Annotated in this window: 3 protein-coding genes and 1 pseudogene; 2 read left to right on the top strand and 2 right to left on the bottom strand. The window is 36.5% G+C overall.

Translation table 11 applies throughout. The features are described from left to right. The first annotated feature begins 204 nt into the window (after positions 1-204). Together BIV60_RS27090 and BIV60_RS27085 are read left to right on the top strand one after the other, a co-directional pair. Positions 205-687: a YsnF/AvaK domain-containing protein gene (locus tag BIV60_RS27090; RefSeq protein ID WP_071358767.1), complete on the top strand. Its 483-nt coding sequence runs from the start codon at positions 205-207 to the stop codon at positions 685-687. A gap of 72 nt (positions 688-759) precedes the next feature. Continuing rightward, the gene (locus BIV60_RS27085; RefSeq protein ID WP_071358766.1) at positions 760-1,167 is read left to right on the top strand and encodes a YsnF/AvaK domain-containing protein; all 408 of its coding nucleotides are present in this window, start codon (positions 760-762) and stop codon (positions 1,165-1,167) included. A 613-nt stretch (positions 1,168-1,780) separates the two neighbouring features. Here BIV60_RS27085 and BIV60_RS27080 read toward each other — a convergent pair. Together BIV60_RS27080 and BIV60_RS28945 are read right to left on the bottom strand one after the other, a co-directional pair. Beyond that, positions 1,781-2,413, bottom strand: a complete 633-nt coding sequence (locus BIV60_RS27080) for a copper homeostasis protein CutC (protein WP_071358765.1) — start codon at positions 2,411-2,413, stop codon at positions 1,781-1,783. A 308-nt stretch (positions 2,414-2,721) separates the two neighbouring features. Then, positions 2,722-3,164, bottom strand: a pseudogene (locus BIV60_RS28945) (ATP-binding cassette domain-containing protein); the annotation flags it as partial. Positions 3,165-3,402: the final 238 nt, after the last annotated feature.

Here is a 3,402-nt window from a genome sequence, read left to right as displayed (position 1 = left end):
CCGTATTTATTTGATAAGAAAATAAAAGAATCAATAAAAGAACTGAAAAAAAAGTATTTTACATCGGGCACCTTCTTTAATAAGAATCTCCAGCCTATATATCCCCTTTGCATAAGCTTCTTTCTAATGATTTTAAGTATAAATCCCCTTCATAAACACAATATATAAAAGCTTGTCTTTAATTAACTTGTTAGGGGGGTTTTTATGAGCAACTTTTTAGGGTTATTTGGCGATGACAGAGCTCAAAATGTTGAAAATGATGATAGACATGAATTTAACCAGACGAGCGGCGCACTCCAGCTTCATAAAGAAGAGGTAGACATTACGAAAAATAAGGTCGATGTTGGAGAAGTAGTCCTCTCAAAAGAGGTTGTGGAAGAACAAAAAACGGTCGACGTTCCTGTCATGCACGAGGAAGTTGTGATAAAAAGAACTAAATTGAATAACGAACGAAGTGATGAACCTATCAGCTCCGAGGAAACTATCCATATTCCAGTTAGCCAGGAAGAAGTTGAGGTAAACAAATATACGGTAACAACTGAGGAGATCTCCGCTGCGAAACGTGAAGTTGAGGAAACTCGGCATATCGAAGAAACGCTTAAACACGAAGAGGCACATGTTAATACAACTGGAAATGTTGATATCATTTCCGATGATTCAGGTTTTGAAGATATAAATCATCGCTAAAGACAAAACCACCTTAACATCGTCAAGCAATGTTAAGGGTGGTTTCACCATTTCCTATGGAGGGAGATTAAGTTGTATGAAAAGCAGAATTCAAATGACCATCATGAAGAAGTAACGCTCAAACTACATAAAGAAGAATTGCAGGTGAGTAAGAAGAGGGTTGAGACAGCAGATGTTCGGGTATATAAGAAAACCTTTACCGAGGTGAAGCAAATTATGGTCCCTGTTACCCATGAACAGCTAATCATTGAGAAAAAGATAATAAATCCAGAAATTTCCATGGATTTACAAATTGAAACTATTTGCATCCCTTTAAGTGAAGAACGTATTGAGGTTACATTAAAGCCAACTATCCTTGAGGATGTTGAAGTTTTTAAGAAACAATATGAAGAGCTCATACAGGTTAATGAAACCATGAAGGAAGAAAAAGTTCAAATAAATACATTCGGGGATATAAAGATAATAGAAGACGATCGATAATCACCCCAATTAAGCTATGCTACATCAAAGGGCAGAGAAGCTTGGTTGAGTCCTTAAGGACTTATCAAGACACCCGTTGCAGATTCTAAAGAACTACATAACTAAGTCAAGGAAGAGTACTCGCTACTTTTTGACTTAACTACATGTACAACGCTATTAAATCTTTAGCTGATATTTACTCGTCCTTTGAACAAAGCCTACTTTTCTGGCCAGCTGTTGTAGAGCTTGTGAGGACAAAGATCATTGCAATTCCTGAAAACAAAGTTAATTCATTTGAAACCTCGCTACACACAAAAACACCATCCTTTCCATTATATTATAGAAATAATAGCATTTTTTCGTTTTGGAGGTAACGATTTGCCTTAGCTTGATGAGCATGTGGTGGTACCCCATCTAGAAGTTATTTTGGGTTTTAAGTTATCAATATTTAGGAACCACTCTATTTCAAAAAATAAAAAGAGCAAGTTGTCTTATCTAAAATAGCCCCCTTTGGTTGCGTTTTCAATATGACTTTTCTAAAAAAATAAATTTTTGAAAAAATTAGATATAAGAGCGGACTTTCCTTAAAACCGGCTGGGTGCTTGCACCTCGAATTTAGATCAAAAAACTCTGCCTACCCAACAATTTTTGTTCCATGTGCTTCGCTAATATTGATCTTATGTGTGATTTCATCAAGGTTCCTGCTGCTAATTCCACCCCCTGGCAGGATAATGATTCTTCCTGCTGCATAATCTATATATTTGTTTAACCGATGCAGGTTATATTCGATTGGAGATCCAGCCGGTCCACCGTGAGTCAGGATTCGATTTACACCATTTTTTACTAACCAATCAATGGCCGCAAACTGATTTTCGGGCTTAATCTCGTCAAATGCCATGTGAAAAGTGACTTCCAGTCCTTTTGCCTCGGTTAACAAGTAAACCATGGCATGCTCATCAATCCAATCAGAATCGGTTAAACAGCCAAAAACAACTCCATCTGTCCCCAATTGTTTTAAATGAGCAATCTCTTCCAGCATGATTTCGATTTCTTCATTCGTATAAACAAAGTTTCCACCCCTTGGTCTAACCATGGACATCACTTTAATCCTATTGCTTTTACAATAGGAAATGGTTTTGGAGGCAACTCCGTGACTTACTGTAGTACCTCCTATTGCAAGATTATCGCAAAGCTCAATCCGATTGGCCCCTCTTGAAATGACATTGGGAACATCCGTAAAGTTTTCTACACAAACTTCTTTTATCATAAATAAACCTCCATTTTATCCCACTCAAAACATGCCTTATCCAAGCATATAACAACTCTTCAGATTTTGGTCAAATTATCTTAGAAGGTGGGATTTTATAGTATTTTTAAAGCATCTGCTAAAGTAATAAGGATCGTTGAATCCGGTCATTTCAGAAACATATTGAATAGAAAATTCCGGTAGATTTTTGTTAAGTAAAGGAGTAGGCCAATTATGAATATTTAGTTTCTACTTTCCAAAAGTGTTGATGGTATCAAATTTCATCTAATCCGTCCTTTTCTGTGTTCTCAACAACCTAGCATTTTGTATTATGCTTTTACCAATTCATAGTATACTCCATATTTTTTCTATTAGTTGGTCATGATTTCCATGCTCCAGAATATTTCCGTGGTCTAGGACAATAATATTATCAGCTTCTCTTATGGTCGATAGTCAGTGGGCAATCATAATTACTGTCCTACCTTTTAATAACGTCTTTAACGCCTTATGGATTTTTACTTCTGTTTCCGTGTCAATACTTACGGTTTCTTCATCAAAGATGAGAATTTTCGGATCAGCCAAAAGTGTCCTTACAAAAGAAAGAAGCTGTCATTCCCCAACAGACAAGATATTCCCTCGTTCTTCCACCTCCGTGCGATAGCCATTTGCAAGCTTGGTAATGAACAGATCGGCCTCTACCGCCTTTGCCGCTGTGATTTCCTCTTCATCACTCGCACGCGGATTCCCAAAATCGAATATTTTCCATAATCGAATAATTATGTAAACATACGTTATTATATTTTTTAACATTATATATGACTACTCATATATAATAAAATTAACATATATTTAGATATATATGTTAAGGTATATTCTCCTTTAGAAAAAAACCATTCTCCGGTATACAGAGAATGGTCCTTTCATCACACAAGCGGATGACCGCCGTTAATTTCAATCGTGCTTCCTGTCATGAATCGGTTTGTGACAACAAATTTCACGGCCTCCGCGAT

This window comes from Bacillus sp. MUM 116, assembly GCF_001866655.1.
In the GTDB taxonomy this organism is placed as follows: Bacteria; Bacillota; Bacilli; order Bacillales; family Cytobacillaceae; genus Neobacillus.
Note: the sequence above shows the minus strand (reverse complement) of the source record. Positions and strands in the feature narration are given on the sequence as shown.